The organism is Pedobacter sp. BS3 (assembly GCF_008274585.1).
Lineage (GTDB): Bacteria > Bacteroidota > Bacteroidia > Sphingobacteriales > Sphingobacteriaceae > Hufsiella_A.
This window is the reverse complement of the sequence record NZ_VTRT01000001.1, coordinates 220,166-236,093: the sequence shown is the minus strand read 5'-3', so window position 1 is coordinate 236,093 and position 15,928 is coordinate 220,166. Positions and strand designations below refer to the sequence as shown.

Sequence of the window (15,928 nt, the reverse complement as noted above, 5' to 3'; positions counted from 1 at the left end):
ACAAAAGCCCTGGCGTTTACGCTCTGGGCTTTTGTGTTTTATATAAGTTAATTTAATGCGCTTTTTTCACCATGAGCATTAACGAAGAAATAAATCCCTGGAAAATAGTATCTGATAAAGAGGTTTATGATAATCCCTGGATTAACCTGATGGAATACCAGGTAATTAACCCGAGCGGCGGAAAGGGCATTTACGGAAAAGTGCATTTTAAAAATTATGCCATCGGTATTGTTCCGCTTGATGATGAGCTGAACACCTGGCTGGTAGGTCAGTTCCGTTTTCCCTTAAATCAGTATAGCTGGGAAATACCCGAAGGCGGCGGACCGTTAAATACCGAACCTTTGCAATCGGCGCAACGTGAATTGCTGGAAGAAACCGGTCTTGTAGCACAGCAATGGCAGCTCATTCAGACCATGCATCTTTCCAACTCGGTAAGCGATGAGCTTTCGTTGTTATATGTTGCCCGCGAACTTACCCAGCACGAGGCCGAGCCTGAGGAAACCGAACAGTTACAGGTAAAAAAACTCCCGTTCGAAGAGGTGTACCAGATGGTGCAATCCGGCCAGATTACCGACTCCATGAGCGTAGCCGCCATACTTCGTGTTAAACTGATGCTCCTTGAAGGTAAATTATAAATCCGTATAATTGTTTTTATGCATAAAGCTCTTGGATATATTTTTACTCCAATCCACTATATCGTTTTCGGCTTAGCGCTGGTTGTTTTTCATCCCATACAATGGATATGTTTAAAGCTGGGCGGATATCGTGCCCATAAATGGTCGGTAGACTGGCTGAACTTCTTTTTGGTGGCTACTTATTATCTTCTGGGCAGTAGCATCCGGTTTATAAACCGCTACCAGTTACCCGTTGGGCGACCAATCATATTTATTGCAAACCATCAGAGCATGTATGATATTCCGCCGCTTATCTGGTTCCTGCGGAAGTACAATGCGAAATTTATATCAAAAATTGAGCTTACGCGGGGAATCCCCAGTATATCTTTTAACCTGAAACATGGCGGTGGAGCCAATATTGACCGTAAAGACAGCAAGCAAGCCATTTCCGAAATTATAAAGCTGGCCAAACGGATGAAAGAAAACAAGTGGTCAGCGGTGATTTTCCCGGAAGGGACACGCTCACGAGATGGCGAGATAAAACCTTTCGCCGTAGGCGGTGTTGCTACGTTGTTAAAAAAAGTTCCTGAAGCATTGGTTGTGCCGATTGCTATTAAAAATTCATGGCGATTGGTGCAGTATGGCTTTTATCCGCTAAGCTTCGGCGAAAAAATGACGTGGCAGGTTTTGCAACCCATTGAACCAGACAACCGTCCTGCCGAAGAAGTTATCATGCAGGCCGAACAGGCTGTAAGAGAAGAATTAAAGAACAACTAATTTCAGGAAACCTGAACTATCATATAAAGTTATGTTTGAGAATAGTGAACGTACCGATATCAGCAACCTCGGTGAATTTGGTCTGATTGAGCACCTTACCAAAAACATTGTATTACAGGATAAAACCACTGTTAAAGGCGTGGGCGATGATGCCGCTGTGCTGAATTTTTCCGGCAAGAAAACGCTTGTTTCCACCGACCTTTTGCTGGAAGGGGTTCATTTTGATTTATCATATACTCCCTTAAAGCATTTGGGATATAAAGCCGTTCAGGTAAATCTGAGCGATATTTACGCTATGAACGGTCTGGCCAGCCAGGTGACCGTATCGATTGGTATTTCAAGTAAGTTCCCGCTGGAAGCAGTTGAAGAATTGTATGCCGGAATATTACTGGCCTGCAAAAATTATAAAATCGACCTGATTGGCGGCGATACTTCAGCATCTAAACAGGGCCTTGTAATTAGTGTAACCAGTATTGGCTATGCCGATGAAAAGGATATTTGTTATCGCAGCGGTGCACAGGAAGGCGATTTGATTGCGGTAAGCGGTGATTTGGGCGGAGCTTATATGGGTTTGCAATTGCTGGAACGTGAAAAACGGGTTTTCCTGGAAAATCCACAAATACAACCTGACCTGGAAGGGAAAGATTATATTGTTGAGCGGCAGCTAAAACCCGAAGCCCGTAAAGACATTGTGCAGCTTTTACGCGATTTAAAAGTTAAGCCTACTGCTATGATTGATGTATCCGACGGGCTGGCTTCCGAAATTCTGCATATCTGTAAGCAATCGGACAAAGGTTGTAATCTCTATGAAGAAAAAATACCGATAGACCCGATGACGTATGAAACGGCCCGGCAGTTTAATCTTGACCCGACTGTTTGCGCCTTGAGCGGCGGTGAGGACTACGAATTACTATTCACCATTAGCCAGAAGGATTACGATAAGATTAAGCATTCTGCCGATATTTCAATTATCGGTCACATTACCGAAAAGGCTGCCGGATGCAACCTGGTCTCCAAATCGGGCAACGTGCATGAAATTAAAGCACAGGGTTGGAACGCGTTTAAAAAATAAAAAGTCAAAAACCACTTATGCTGGTCGGGATATGTAACCCTGACCTTACTGGTGCCGGATTTAAAATCCGGTACTATACCACCGGGATTACAAATCCCGGTGAGCAGAGACTCTATATACCAAAAGCGTTATTTTCCCTGTCAATAACGCTTTGTAATGTACTAAACAACAACCATTTAAGCTCTTAGACAATATTGGAAAAGATACAAAGTTGCGTATATTTGGGAGTTAGCAGTAATGGTATGAACGACATAGACGACATAGTATTTAACGAACAATGGGATAGAGTTCTTGAAGAAATTTCAAAGGACAAAAAACTTATTGGACGACTTGAACCATATGACCTTGCTTGGAAGCGTTTTCAATATCAACTGGCTGACAATGGAAAAGAAGAACTAATTGCTCCTTTCGGTGACTTCAAAGACTTGTTGAAAATTATTGACAAATGTAAAGATGAAGGTATTCTTGGACTGACAATACCACAAGCGACAGCTTTTCAACAGCTTGACCAAATCAAAAAACTCCTTAAACAAGGACACAACATTGACGAACAAGACTTTGGAGAAAGAACGGGATTGCTTGTTGCAGCGACACTCAATGACGAACAACTTGTTCAATTTTTCATAGACAATGGAGCTTTTGTGTCATTTTTCGACCAAGACAATTTTGAAGCCATAGACTTAGCAACTTCAAATGAGATAATTGAATTATTGGCGAGGCACGGTGGTAAAACAAAGGCACAAAGACGACAAGATTATGATGAGTATTGTGATGCAAGAGAAAAGCTAAACATACTTAGAGAAATTAACCTTTCCTTTATGAAAGCAGCAGAGAAAGGCGACTTAATTCAAATGGAAGATGCTTTGAAAAAAAGTTCAATGGACTTTATGACTTTGAATTTTGCTTATCCTATTAATGGTTGGACTGCTTTACATTATGCTGCAAAAAACAACGACAAAAAGACTTTTGATTTTTTAGTGAGTAAAGGTATAGACACGACAAAGAAAAATATTGACGGTCTGACCGCAAAAGAATTGGCAAAATCATTAGGACACAATGAAATTTGAAACAACGACAGACAGAACCACTACTGCTAACACGGGTTTTGCGTCAGGCGGGCTGACGTGCAAACTTGGAGTTTTGTGCTTCTATGAAACTTTAGTAATAAATTGAAACTTTGTGCTCCGAAACCCGCCCGAACGCAAAGCCCCAAAACGTTACCGCTAATTGTAAACGACGACCTGTGAAAATAGAAATCTCTGCCTTGGTCTGTCCCCTGACAGACCAATATATTTAGGTGTTCCGGCCCGTCAGGGGACAGGCCGGGGATACAGATGTCGGATTTTAAATCCGATACTATTACCACCGGGATTACAAATCCCAGTGAGCAGGATATAAGGTTATGAACTATACCTCGCAACTCATTAATGAAAAAACAAATTTTAGCTATTTGCGGCAGCACCCGGCAACGTTCAACCAATCATAACCTGATACAGGCAATTACGGAGTTTACGAAGCAGGATTTTGAAATCAGGTTTTTTGAAGAATTGGCTGCGCTTCCGCATTTTAACCCCGATGAGGACAATGCTGATGTTACGCCATCGGTAACCGGTTTCAGGCAACAGCTTCAGCAGGCAGATGGCATATTGATTTGTACACCGGAATATGCCCACGGCGTACCGGGAGCGTTGAAAAACGCCATAGACTGGACCGTTTCTTCGTGCGAATTTTCCGGAAAGCCTACCATTTTAATTACTGCCTCTACCGATGGGAAATACGCACATCAGGCCTTACTGGAAACTCTAAGGGTCATTGAAGCCGGAAATATTGACGAATTAAACCTGCTGATACCTTTCGCACAGACAAAAATCAACCGTGCTGGTAAAATTGTTGATGATACAACCTTACGGGAAATTCAACAACTGATGCAGCGATTGAAGGAATTATTATAGCTACTTATTTCCCATCACATCACGTTGGTCAGGATTTGTAATTTTGACCCGGGCTGCCTAGGATAAAGCACCAAGTGTGCTGAATGCGTTGAAGAATTAAAAGAAGAAGCAGGATTCTGCAACTTTTGTATAAGCTTGTAATAGAAAGCAAATATTAACCGGCATGGTAGTATCAGAAATACAATTATACGAAATGCTCAAAACAAAAATAGGTGAACGTGAGGCAGAAGCTTTTATTGAGATTCTCGAAAAAAAGGTAGACAGAAAATTCGAAGAATTAAAGACCGTTTTAGCAACAAAGGATGACATTACAAAATCAAAATTGGATATGGTAAAGTGGATGGTGGGCTTTTGGGTTGCACAAATGGCAGCGATTATAGGTTTGTATTTCAGCCATTAACATTTTTCCATTCGGCGCTAATGCCGGATTTTAAATCCGGCACTTATTACCACCGGGATTATCATACAGTGATTCCCATGTCCAAAGGACTCCCGTGGAGGAACAAATCCCGGTGAACAGAAGTAACCCACTATTATTAACCGAATCCCCAGGATAAAGCATCGAGCGTACTGAATGCATTGAAGGATTAAAAGAAGAGGCTGGAAAATCACTCAACAAAATTATTTTCGTAAATTTGATTAAGAAAATTGGAAGATATGGATGCCTGGACTTTAGACAAGAAAATTGAATTAATTCAATGGCTTTCAGCACTGGAAGACAAAAATATTATTGAAAAGTTGATAAAGTTTCGGGAGGCTGAAAACAAAGACTGGTGGATCGCTATCTCCGACCCGGAAAAGCTATCCATTGAAAAAGGAATTGAAGATGCTGATAACAATAAATTATCTTCCCATGCTGTAGCTCGTAAGCTTTATGAAAAGTGGTTATAAAATACTATGGACAGATCACGCTTTAAATGAACTAAAAACTACAATCGAATATCTTGAAAACTATTTTCCAATCTTGAAATTTAACACGATGTACTATCGGATTAAAGATCAGGAAGTACAGATACTCTCATTCTTCTCAAATCGACAACATCCTAAAAGACGAAAGATATAAGAGATTTTCTTAGTTTATAGGTATGCTCTCTTGCTTCTCACAATACCAGCGTCATGATCGAATGGGGAAGGCTGGTTGTTGCTGCGGCTTTACCATTGATCCATAAATGATAGGGTTGTGCCTGGTCTGTAAGATTCAGCACCATAACAGCTATGCTGCCGTCGGTATTAACAAACGCGGTTGTTTTTAGCTGGTCGCGACTGGAGGAAGCGCTGATACGCTTAGCACCAGGACGTATAAATTTTGAAAAATGGCCGATATAGTAATAAGAGCTGGTGTAAATCAGCTCTCCTGATTTTGTGTCGGCATGTACCGGTGCGAAACAGAAATTCCCAACATGATTAGGGCCGCCCTTTTCGTCCAGCAGGATATTCCAGTCTGTCCAGCCCACTGTTCCGCTATTGAAATCGTTGATCATTGATAAGCCGTATTTTTCGCCTAACGCCCAACTGTGCAGTTTAGCGGCATCAAATGTTTCGGCACACCCTTCTGTGAATATCAGGTTTTTATTCGGAAAAGCTTCCGCAACGCGTTTCAGGTTCTCAAACTGCATGCCTCCGCCCGTCCAGGTTTCATACCAGTGATAACCAATACCCCAGACATAGCGTGCTGCTGCCGGATCATTCAGGATAACGCTGGATCGCTGAAAAATCTGATCGCGGTTATGATCCCAGGCAATAAGTTTTTTAGCCGACATACCGTGCTTCTGCAATGTGGGGCCTAAGTAGTTCTTAATGAAATCGCGTTCTTCTTCTGCCGTATAAATGCACGACTCCCAGGTTTGAGTAGCCATCGGCTCATTTTGTACCGACAGGCCCCAAATGGGAATACCGGCTTTTGCATAAGCCTCGATAAACTTGGGATAATAGTTGGCCCAGGCCTGGTAATATTCCGGCTTGAGCTTACCTCCATGCAACATATCGTTATTGGTTTTCATCCAGGCCGGCGGGCTCCACGGACTGACAAATAAAGTTAATTTACCACCGGCCGTTGCTATTGCCCGCTTAATGAAGGGTACACGGTATTGCATATCATGCGTAATACTGAAAGTCTTTAGGGTGCTGTCGTGGTCGGCAACGTAGGTGTAACTACCGCTCGAAAAATCGCAGCTGTTAATGTTAGTCCGGGCCAGCGTATAGCCAATTCCCTTTTGAGGGTTATAATATGCCTGTAAAAGTTCCTGTTGTTTATCCTTAGATAATCTGGCAAATGTTTCCGCCGAAGCATCGGTTATAGCGCCGCCAATGCCGATTACAGACTGAAACGTTTTATTGGGATCGATAAAAATACAGGCTTCTGTTTCTAAGGGTTGCTTAAAATCGGTAAAATGTAATGTACCAGTTAATGATAAGCGATAACTTGTACCTGCCGCTGTAGTGTATACTTTCACGCTTTTGCCAACAATAGAAGTCATTTTATCTGGTAAGGGCCGAGCCAACTGTCCCGTTTTTTCGCTGAGTGCTATTTTTTGCTGTCCACGTGTGAACTGAACACAACACGTAAGCAGTATCATCGCGATACATTCAAAGTTTTTCGTCATGATATGGGTTTGAGTTTATTGCGGTTAATAAAGCTCAAATGTAGTCAGGCATCTACTCTGGAAGCGATTAACAGGCTACTACAATACCCATACACAAAAGCCTGAATCTGGCTTTTGATACAATTGAGTGTATCACTTAACTACTACAAAGGGCACCAGCAAAGATTTTATCGTAGAGTAGATTAAAAATAGGCCATAAGATAGGTGCTTTTGACTTTTTAAAAAGCGAGGTTCGTATTGCTTCGCTTCCTATAGTCCTGCTTTACGTTTATACTGCGCACCCCGCCCGCTTGTTCCTTTCGCTCGGCCTTAGCCACAGGCCGGTATACACTTCAATCAGGTTTAAATAAGCCAGGGCAATCCTTCGTCGCTTAGAATATTGGTTGTTTGGTTTGTTAGTTCTTTAGTTTGTTGGAGTTTTATTGTTCTGTAAGTTATAATCTGGATAACAATTTAGCAATATAACAATTCAACAATCATAATATTCGTAAATCTAAAATCGTAAATTGTAAATCACCGTCTGCCTTAAACCCTATAGCTTAAACCTTACTTTTGGGCTTTCTCAAAACCGGCAGGTTCAAAATCGGCCTTATCAAAACCAATCTTAATTTGTTCACCACTAATAAACCTGTCGTAAAAATTCCGCATTTTATTGGCGTAGGGGTAATTATCAAAAACATAACCTTTACCGAACATTCTGGGATCGTTCTGGGCTTTCAATTCCTGCTCCATTTGTGCCTTCAGTTTGTTTTTAATGCTGGTATATGCGGAATCGTAAGCCAGGTTCTTTACAGACCAGGGGTCTTTATCTACCTGGTATAATTCTTCTGCCGGTCTTTTGCCGAATGATAACATCCAGAGATTATGATATTGTCCGGCCCGGTTGGCATCTAAAAGAGCCGTTTTAGTTGGACTGCTATCGGTATCCATATAACCGGTTTCAGGATTTCCGCATGGCCACCGGTCAGGCTCATAATTGCAGGCATAGATAAAGTTACCTTTCAGAATTGCCCTGACGGGATAACCCTGATCGTGCGGGCGACCAATATCTTCTCTTTCACGGCCTAATAATACATGATCGCGTTGGGCCTCAATCTTTTCCCCTGATTTAGAGGTAAGAATGGTTAGCAGCGATTTCCCGGTAATGGGCTGCATGCCGGTATCAGCAGGTTTTACCCGGGCAATGTCTAAAAAGGTAGGAGCGAAGTCGATGAAGCTCACAAAGTCGGTTATTTTCCTGCCGGGATTTGAAATTTGCCTTTTCCACATAATGGCAAGCGGCAGGTGGTTGTCATATTCGTAGAGATGCCCCTTGGTTCTTGGAAAGGGCATGCCGTTATCCGATGTTACTACAACAATAGTGTTGTCGAGCTGGCCGGATTTCTCAAGAATGGTCAGTATTTTTTGTAATTGCTTGTCAAAATATTCCACTTCATAGCCATAGTCCAGCATATCATTTCGTACCTGCTCATTATCTATCCATATCGGAGGTACGGCGTCAATATCTGATAATTTCTTTTGTCCTTTAGCTACACCAGAGCCATACTCGTATTTGCGATGCGGTTCGTGTGAGCCATACCAAAAACAGAAGGGTTTATCTTTAGGCCGGTTGTTCATAAAAGTTTCGAAATTACCGGCATAATCTACCGCCGAAATGGCTGACGTTGGCGTTGTTATTTTGAGGGTATTATATGGCTGCCCGGTAAGTAAGCGTGGTTTGCCGTCTACCTTGCCCGGATTTCCGGGGCCCCAGCCCTTTCCGGTGAATCCAACAGTGTACCCATTTTTTCCAAGAGCTTCCATAAACGTGGTAAACTTTGCAGGAAAAAATGAGTTATGGTTTCCCGCGTCTTCTAACTGCCAGGAATTTCTGCCGGTTAAAATAGCGGCCCGTGATGGTGAACATTTCGCATTTGGAGTGTAGGCACGCGTAAACAGCAGCCCATTTTTTGCAACCCGGTCAAAACCCGGAGTTTGGATCCATTTGCATAAGCCGTAAGCGCTCATGTGCTGAAAAGAAGCATCGTCGGCAATACAAAATAGTATGTTTGGTCGTTTATCAGCTTGTTGAGCGTATATCTTAATGCTCAGCAATAAGAATAATACATTCCAGCAGAGGACTTTCATGGTTAAAATGATTAGCTTATCGAAGTTAATATGATGGTGTCTTTCAGGCAAAAATTTAAACAATTTTGTTAGCAACAGCCTGATTTTTTACAGTCTGATAGCTTAAGAAAGATAAAAACTATTTGCTGCCTTTTAGATTACGGATAACCGTTTCCAGTATAGCCCGTGTATTAGGCGACCACCATTGTTTCAGTATGGGTTCAAGTATTTCATCGGGGTCGGCTGAAAACTGGTCTGTTAATTCTTTCCGCATATTCAGTTTGGTTTGTTGCCAGGCGGCCCAGCTAAACTCCAGGTATTTTTTCAATTGCCGTGTTGCGGCCTGCAGAACTGCTCCGGGCTTTACCACTTCATCTACCAAATGGCATTGTAATGCTTCCTGAACGGTAAGCAGTTTTCCCGATAATAAATTACGGTGAGCCGCAGCTTTTCCTATCCAGTAGGCATACAAGCTGAAAATATTTTCGGGTACAATGATACCTATCGGAATCTCGTTTAAGCCTATGATAAAATCGCCTTCGGCCATAACACGGTAATCGGCGCAGAGCGCTATAATACAGCCACCTGCCGGGCTGTGACCGTTAATGGCGGCAACCATCGGCTTTTTAAATGATACCAGTGTTGCGGTCAGTTTCAGGAAACTAACCCAGAAATCCCTGATCTCGGTTTCATTATAATCGTAAAGTTCAATGAGATCGATACCGGCCGAAAAAAAGCGTTCCTGCCCGGTAATAATTAAGCCTGCCGATTGTTTATCCTGCTCAATGATCTGCACCATTTTTTGCAGCTCATGTACCATTTCCGCATTGATGGCATTAGATTTCGGCCTGTTCAGGGTAATGATGGCTATCTTATCCTGTATGCTGGTTTGTATAGTATTCATAGAACAGTATTAAAAAATAAACCTCACAGGTCTTCAAGACCTGTGAGGTTTGTAAGATAAGAAAATATAAGGATTACTTAACGTTATACCTGAACACTTTACGTGCCAGCTTTCCGTTAAGTCCGACACCTTCTACAACGGCTTTATACGTGCCAAGTCCATCCGAATTGTAAAACTCAACAGAGGCTTTGCCAAGTGAATCGGTTACAATTTTAGGATTCCAGTAAATGGTTGTCCGCAAATCGGCCATTTTATTGTTCACGTTGTTACCTTCGTACTTAGGCATGTAAAACTCACGCGAAACGCTATAACCTTTTGGATAATAGGTAACCACACCTGGTGTATAGGTGTTACGTGTTACCACACCATCGCCACGTTTAGTGTTGATAATGAGCACGCCGCCTCCACCCCGCATACCGTATATGGCCGTATTCCCAATGCTTTTCAGCACTTCGATGGTTTCAATATCGTTTACATTGATCTCACTGAGCATATCGGGCTCAAAGTACATACCATCTACAATGATCTGCATAGGTGTGTGCATGCTACGCATTAAATAGGCCATACCGTTTTGGATGATTAATCCTGCAACCCGCCCCTGTAAACATTGCGTAAGGTCAATACAATTTTCAAGCTGATCCGCTTTAATAACGGCATCGGCAAAGCCGGCCCCGTTTAAATTGCTTGAGTTCTGAACCTCCGGCTTTTTCTCGGTAATTTTTACTTCAGATAGTACAATGTTCCTATCCAGCATACCGTAACGGCGCAGCTCAGTAAACTGTTTCTGACTGTTTTTTAAATAGGTTAACATGCTGCTGTTCACATTAACCTCAACATCGGGTGCATTTTTGTTGCGTGATACCAGCGCCGGGGGAACCTGATCAAGCGTAATATCTACAAACTTTTTATCTTTTGCCGTGCGGGCCTGAACTACAAATTTGGTATCATCACCAAATACTAAGTTATCAAAAACAAAGTGGCCCTGGCTGTCGGTAATGGTATCCAGAATGGTAACCCTGCCTTTGGTAGCCAGCAGAAGAACTTTGCCGCCTGCAATAGGTTTTTTACCCATGGTCACGGTACCGCTTATAGTTATGCCCTGTTCGGGTTTGAAGGTGGTTACCGGATAATTATTTGCCAGGATATTTGTCCATACAAAGCGGCTCCAACCCTGAGTCAGCATCAGGTTATCCAGTTCGCGTTCTTTTTCGGGGGTTACATCGGTAAAGTAATAGTTTGGTTTTTCAATGTAACCTTTCAGGTCTGAGCTTAGCAGGATGTTGGAGAGGATGGTCGTTTCCTCGATGTCATTGTAAGGAACTTTAGATTCGTCCGTCACGGCCATTGAGAATGCACCCGAAACCGGTTTGCCCGAAGCGTCTTTAACATCGAGGTTCAGCTTTACTTTGTCGCGTTTACCATACGAAGTTTTAGACGGAGTTATTTTAACGTTCAATTGGTCGTTATGGCGTATAAATACCAAACGTTGCGCCACCGGCTGGTTAGCCGAAGCAAACAGGGTAAGCTGTAAAATGCCTGTAGGGAATTTGGATTTTGGTATACGGGCTGATAATACCGAACCCTGCAACCGGGTTTTAGCCGCATAATTAACAACAGCGTTGGTTTGTCCAACCACAAAAAGATCACCATTCTGAAGTAAACCCGGCGATGCCGCTATACGCAGAAACAAGGTATCGGCATTGCTGTTATTTACCGATAATACATATCCTTCTTTCTGAACAGCTGGCAATGGTACCTTTTTATCAGATCCATCCGGCAATTTAATTACGGCGGTATAGGTTTTGCCTTCTTCGGGAACAATTACAAAATTGCCCATCCCGGCATGTGCCGATTTGAAATCGGTTATTTTTTCGTTGTTATTATCGGCAACGTAGCCGCTTATATCAACACCTAAGCCGGCATCAGAAATGGCTTTAAACGCAACCCGGCTGGGTATGCCATTCACCATTTGCCCGCTTTCGGGGAAAAACTGCACATCAACATCTTTAGAGGTTTGTTTTACCGGTAATATTTTGGTTACGGTTTGCTGATCGTTAACTTTTATGGTGGTATTGATAGTTCCGGATTTCAGCACAAAGGGCTGGCTGTTAACAAAGGATATGATCACATGGCCGTTAATATCTGTTTTTGCTTTCCCTCTTTCAATGTTACGGGCATCCAACTGTACGCTGTAGGTTACGTCTTTCAGCATCAGCGGGTTGCCATCCATATCTTTATATAGGATATCGGCATCTACTTTTTCCTTCTCGCCTTCTTTTGAGAACGTATATTTTACATCCGTTACAACGGTATTGGACAGCGAGTTACCTATCTGAATGGTTTTATCGAAAAAATATTCATCGCCAAAGTTGCGCATCCAGTTGGTATAGGCTCTTACGCGATAATTCCCTTCACGCAGGGTATCCGGCAACGAAAAATCTCCCCAGCTAAGCCCGGCTATTACGGGCAGCCGCAGACTTTGCTTTACAGAATCCTTATCGTTGATCAGGTCTACGTAAATAATTTTACTGAAATTGGATAGCTGGTTGTTTTCGGCATTGAGCACGTAGGCTTTAAACCATATATTATCGCCGATGGTGTAATACGGTTTGTCAAACTGGAGATGAATTTTTTCCTGGACATCATCGTTTCTGAAACGTTCCAGCTTGGTTACTACTTCTTTTATCGGATCATCCTCAAAAGCAATAAAACCAAAAGAAAGTACAGCAAGTAACCCTACTGCTGCTAAAAGTTGTTTTTTCATCTGTTAAAAACTATGTTCTTTTTAATAATTGATGAAGCCATGATGCGTTTCAGCTTAGCTGTTGCACACGTTATAAATTCATCGGTTTATATGTTCATTTTTTCCAGGTTACCCTACGTTATTGCAAATAAAACCCCCAATTACACATTGAGGGTTAGTTATGGATTGAAATAAAAGCCATTGGTTTAAAATTTATTTTTCCACATCATGCTTTCTACCGGACGTGTGGTTTTGTTGTTATATTTTGCGTTGCCTTTAGTATTGTAAAGCGTTTCAATATCGCCCTCAACGGCAAAATATATTAACTGACCAATAGGCATGCCGGCATAAATGCGCACAGGCTGTGCAACAGAGATCTCTAACGTCCAGGTGTTGCAAAAACCAACGTCTCCTTTGCCGGCTGTGGCATGGATGTCAATACCTAAGCGACCTGTACTTGATTTGCCTTCCAGAAAAGGGACATGCTGGTGTGTTTCGGTATATTCTTTGGTAACACCCAGATAAAGCGTATTAGGTTGCAGCACAAAGCCATCTTTAGGAATTTCAAAATGCTCAATCTCATTGTGTTGCTTGGCATCCAGCTCACGGCTTTTATAGGTGGCCAGGTATTTACCCAAATGCACGTCGTAAGAATTTGTGCCCAGACATTCCCTGCGAAACGGTTCTATAATTATATTTCCCTTATCAATTTCTTCAAGTATCCGCTTATCCGAAAGTATCATTTTTGGTGTTTCGATTTAATTTGTTGAACGATTAACATTCTGATGTTAAAAGTATAATTTATTTAAGATAATTTTACATCTGTTTAAATTTTACTCATGGGTTTGGTTTATCAAAAGCAGTTGGACGAAGATACTGCGTTTGCAGTGTGGAAAATAGAAGAATCTGCCGGACAATTATACCGGGAACTACAACTTAAAGCCCATGAAAAAGCTTATTTAAACGGATTAAATAATGGCAAACGCAACCTGCACTGGTTGAGTACACGGGTATTGCTGCGCAAAATGCTGAATACCAGCGAATATATTGATTGCCAGGTTGATGAGCATGGCAAGCCGTTCCTGGCAAATCTTCCGTACCAGATCTCGCTCAGTCACTCGTATGATTATGCTGCCGTAATGATCAGCAGGAACAACAGACCGGTGGGTATTGATATTGAGCTTGTAAAAACCAAGATACAACGTATCGAAAAAAAGTTTATGAGTGCAGCCGAGCTGGAATTTATTGATCCGGAGCATGCTATAGAGCACTTATACATTTGCTGGTGCGCCAAAGAAGCTATCTACAAATTGTACGGCAAGCGTACGGTATCGTTTCTGAATCACATCCATTTAGAACCTTTTGCATACGCTGTGGAAGGAAGCTTTAATGCCTCGCTGCAATTTAATGATGTTTATAAAACATTCACGGTGCATTTCGAAAAGTTCCACGATTATATGATCGGCTACGTGGCCGATGGTAAAGATATTGCTGGTATATCCCTGCCTTTCGGCGGATATGAAACCGTGATAAAACATACGGATGAAAAATAAGAAAGTGTATTTTCAGGATTGGGGCCTGGTGGATTATCAGGAAGCGTGGAACAGACAGGAAAAGCTATTTTCCGAAGTAGTGGCTCAGAAAATGGCAAACCGGAGTGCCGGTACAGATACACCTACGTCAAATTATCTGGTATTTGTTGAGCATCCACATGTTTATACCCTGGGTAAAAGCGGTATTCCCGAACATTTATTGCTTGATGAGCAGGGATTAGCGGAAAAAGAGGCTACATATTATAAAATAAATCGCGGTGGCGATATCACCTATCACGGGCCGGGGCAAATTGTGGGCTATCCGATACTTGACCTGGATAATTTCTTTACGGATATACATTTGTATCTCCGTACGCTGGAAGAAGCCATTATCCATACCTTGGCAGATTATGGTATTGCTGCGGGCCGTTATCCGGGATATACCGGCGTATGGCTGGATGCTGATAATCACAAAGCCCGTAAAATTTGTGCTATGGGCGTACGATGCAGCAGGTGGGTGACCATGCATGGTTTCGCATTTAATGTAAATGCCAATTTAGCTTACTTTAAAAATATTGTCCCTTGCGGGATAGATGATAAAGATGTAACCTCTATGGAGCGTGAGCTTGGCTTTAAATTGGATGTTGAAGAGGTAAAGCAGAAGCTCCGGGCACATATTGCTGCCTTGTTCGGCATGGAGCTTTACCAATAGCGGACAATAGAAATTCATATTATTTTTCTGAAAAAATTGGGTAAAGGTTTTTGTTGCTATAAAAAATAAAATAGTACTTTTAAAAAACTTAACCAAAAATATATCTGATATGGACTATAATTACAGCACTTACGGCGCAAGTATGGGAGCCTTCGGAATTATTTACCTGGCAATTATTGTATTAATGATCGCCTCTTTGTGGAAGATATTTGTTAAAGCCGGCAAGCCCGGGTGGGCGGCCATTATTCCCATTTACAACCTTGTTGTATTATGCGAAATTGTAGGTAAACCCCTGTGGTGGATCGTTTTAATGCTGATTCCATGCGTAAACATTGTTATTGGAATATGGCTTACTAACCTGTTGGTGGCAAGTGTACAAAACCACCGTCCACAAGAAACGAATTGAACAAAAAAATTGACAAATGAAGACATTTAGTTTTTTAGCAATTTTAATTGCAAGTTTTTTTATGAGTAGCTGCGTAACTCTTAAACCGCCCATAACAACTAAAAACGAGAAAACCGACAGCTATAAATACATTTACATTTCTCCAACAAACAGTTTGACATCAGGTTCGGGAGCTACATATGCAGGGCAGTATTATTCATCAAATAAGACTGTAAATCCGAGTGATGTAATTGCAGGAATACTGTCGAAAGAGAAATTTATTAGATTACCCGAACTAAAACCCGAGTTTGCCGATGAAACTCTAATAGTAAATTACGGAGAAAGTGGAAAAAGAAATGTCGGTCTTGGTGGTTACACGATTGAAGTAACGATAAACTTTATTTCAGCAAAAACATATAAAGAAGTTTGTTCTTGCACCGCAGAAGGCATTGGCTCAACAGAAGCAGATGACATTAGAAAAGCAATAACTCGTTGTTTAAGTAGCTTATTTTCCAAAGAATAATTGAC

General features: G+C 41.9%; 15 protein-coding genes and 1 pseudogene. 11 read left to right on the top strand and 5 right to left on the bottom strand.

Annotation, left to right across the window (positions count from 1 at the left end):
- The first annotated feature begins 71 nt into the window (after positions 1-71).
- From FW774_RS00990 to FW774_RS00960, 7 genes are all read left to right on the top strand, one after another.
- A complete protein-coding gene (locus tag FW774_RS00990; protein WP_149346300.1) occupies positions 72-635 on the top strand; it encodes an NUDIX domain-containing protein in 564 nt (187 codons plus the stop codon).
- 18 nt (positions 636-653) lie between these two features.
- Positions 654-1,391, top strand: coding sequence for a lysophospholipid acyltransferase family protein (locus FW774_RS00985; RefSeq protein ID WP_149346299.1), 738 nt, complete (start codon positions 654-656; stop codon positions 1,389-1,391).
- 31 nt (positions 1,392-1,422) lie between these two features.
- On the top strand, positions 1,423-2,463 hold the full coding sequence (thiL, locus tag FW774_RS00980; protein ID WP_149346298.1) for a thiamine-phosphate kinase: 1,041 nt from the start codon (positions 1,423-1,425) through the stop codon (positions 2,461-2,463).
- A gap of 242 nt (positions 2,464-2,705) precedes the next feature.
- Positions 2,706-3,530 (top strand): ankyrin repeat domain-containing protein, encoded by an 825-nt coding sequence (locus tag FW774_RS00975; protein ID WP_149346297.1) that lies wholly within the window; start codon positions 2,706-2,708, stop codon positions 3,528-3,530.
- A 360-nt stretch (positions 3,531-3,890) separates the two neighbouring features.
- Positions 3,891-4,415: an NADPH-dependent FMN reductase gene (locus FW774_RS00970; RefSeq protein WP_149346296.1), complete on the top strand. Its 525-nt coding sequence runs from the start codon at positions 3,891-3,893 to the stop codon at positions 4,413-4,415.
- Between the two features lie 163 nt (positions 4,416-4,578).
- The gene (locus FW774_RS00965; RefSeq protein WP_149346295.1) at positions 4,579-4,815 is read left to right on the top strand and encodes a hypothetical protein; all 237 of its coding nucleotides are present in this window, start codon (positions 4,579-4,581) and stop codon (positions 4,813-4,815) included.
- A 257-nt stretch (positions 4,816-5,072) separates the two neighbouring features.
- Positions 5,073-5,306 carry a hypothetical protein gene (locus FW774_RS00960; RefSeq protein ID WP_149346294.1) on the top strand — a complete coding sequence of 78 codons (234 nt, stop codon included), beginning with the start codon at positions 5,073-5,075 and terminating at the stop codon, positions 5,304-5,306.
- Positions 5,307-5,515: 209 nt separating this feature from the next.
- On the opposite strand, the gene FW774_RS00950 is transcribed toward FW774_RS00960, so the two are convergent.
- The 5 genes from FW774_RS00950 to dcd all read right to left on the bottom strand — a co-directional run bounded on the left by FW774_RS00950 (position 5,516) and on the right by dcd (position 13,514).
- Entirely contained in the window at positions 5,516-7,018 is a 1,503-nt protein-coding gene (locus tag FW774_RS00950; protein ID WP_149346292.1) for a glycoside hydrolase family 30 protein, read from the bottom strand.
- A 546-nt stretch (positions 7,019-7,564) separates the two neighbouring features.
- A complete protein-coding gene (locus FW774_RS00945) occupies positions 7,565-9,145 on the bottom strand; it encodes a sulfatase (RefSeq protein WP_149346291.1) in 1,581 nt (526 codons plus the stop codon).
- A 118-nt stretch (positions 9,146-9,263) separates the two neighbouring features.
- Positions 9,264-10,028, bottom strand: coding sequence for an enoyl-CoA hydratase/isomerase family protein (locus tag FW774_RS00940; protein WP_149346290.1), 765 nt, complete (start codon positions 10,026-10,028; stop codon positions 9,264-9,266).
- Positions 10,029-10,101: 73 nt separating this feature from the next.
- On the bottom strand, positions 10,102-12,792 hold the full coding sequence (locus tag FW774_RS00935) for a TonB-dependent receptor plug domain-containing protein (RefSeq protein ID WP_149346289.1): 2,691 nt from the start codon (positions 12,790-12,792) through the stop codon (positions 10,102-10,104).
- 185 nt (positions 12,793-12,977) lie between these two features.
- The gene (gene dcd / locus FW774_RS00930; protein ID WP_149346288.1) at positions 12,978-13,514 is read right to left on the bottom strand and encodes a dCTP deaminase; all 537 of its coding nucleotides are present in this window, start codon (positions 13,512-13,514) and stop codon (positions 12,978-12,980) included.
- Positions 13,515-13,610: 96 nt separating this feature from the next.
- Here dcd and FW774_RS00925 point away from each other — a divergent pair, with 96 nt between their 5' ends.
- The 4 genes and pseudogenes from FW774_RS00925 to FW774_RS00910 all read left to right on the top strand — a co-directional run bounded on the left by FW774_RS00925 (position 13,611) and on the right by FW774_RS00910 (position 15,923).
- Positions 13,611-14,324, top strand: coding sequence for a 4'-phosphopantetheinyl transferase family protein (locus FW774_RS00925; protein ID WP_149346287.1), 714 nt, complete (start codon positions 13,611-13,613; stop codon positions 14,322-14,324).
- Positions 14,314-15,015 carry a lipoyl(octanoyl) transferase LipB gene (lipB, locus tag FW774_RS00920; protein ID WP_149346286.1) on the top strand — a complete coding sequence of 234 codons (702 nt, stop codon included), beginning with the start codon at positions 14,314-14,316 and terminating at the stop codon, positions 15,013-15,015. Before FW774_RS00925 ends, lipB begins: the two co-directional genes overlap by 11 nt.
- Positions 15,016-15,124: 109 nt before the next feature.
- Positions 15,125-15,388 (top strand): annotated as a pseudogene (locus tag FW774_RS00915) (DUF5684 domain-containing protein); the annotation flags it as partial.
- Positions 15,389-15,482: 94 nt separating this feature from the next.
- Complete coding sequence (locus FW774_RS00910) at positions 15,483-15,923, top strand: hypothetical protein (RefSeq protein ID WP_410522723.1); 441 nt, start codon at positions 15,483-15,485, stop codon at positions 15,921-15,923.
- The last annotated feature ends 5 nt before the right edge of the window (positions 15,924-15,928 follow it).